Origin of the sequence: Nocardioides cremeus (genome assembly GCF_030518195.1) — a bacterium.
Classification (GTDB): Bacteria; Actinomycetota; Actinomycetes; order Propionibacteriales; family Nocardioidaceae; genus Nocardioides; species Nocardioides cremeus.
Genome location: NZ_JAULSC010000077.1, coordinates 1 through 479, shown reverse-complemented (window position 1 = coordinate 479; position 479 = coordinate 1). Strand labels below are relative to the sequence as shown.

Genomic DNA, 479 nt, shown 5'->3' with positions numbered 1-479 from the left:
CCAATTTATTTTCCGCAGTGTCCACAGGATTTGCCGTGTCCTCCGTCGATAGTATAGTAATACTTTGGCCTAGTGCACATACGGTCTCTCAATCCATTTCGAAATGGCAGTTCTAGTCGCATAGCGACGTCATATCGCAGATATAATACAAAAATAATTCAAAACGAATGCATGGAGTAATGGAATGCAGGCGATAGAATAAAAAAGATGATAAACAAATTTAGAAGCATTTCCTATGGACAATGGATGGTCCGGACTCGTCGTATTCTTGTTTTGAGATCCACATCTGTTGGAAGGTGGAGAGAGAAGCCAAGATAGAACCTCCGATCCATACAGAGTATTTCCTTTCTGGGGGCGCGATGATTTTCATCTTCATGGTTGACGGGGCGAGAGCAGTGATTTCCTTCTGCATACGGTCAGCAATACCTGGATACATGGTGGTACCTCCAGAAAGTACAGTATTGGCATACAAGTCTTTC

Annotated in this window: 1 protein-coding gene; it reads right to left on the bottom strand. The window is 43.0% G+C overall.

The features are described 5' to 3' along the window. Positions 1-220 precede the first annotated feature (220 nt). On the bottom strand, positions 221-479 hold a 259-nt coding region (locus tag QWJ41_RS20790), incomplete at its 5' end, for a hypothetical protein (protein ID WP_439117354.1).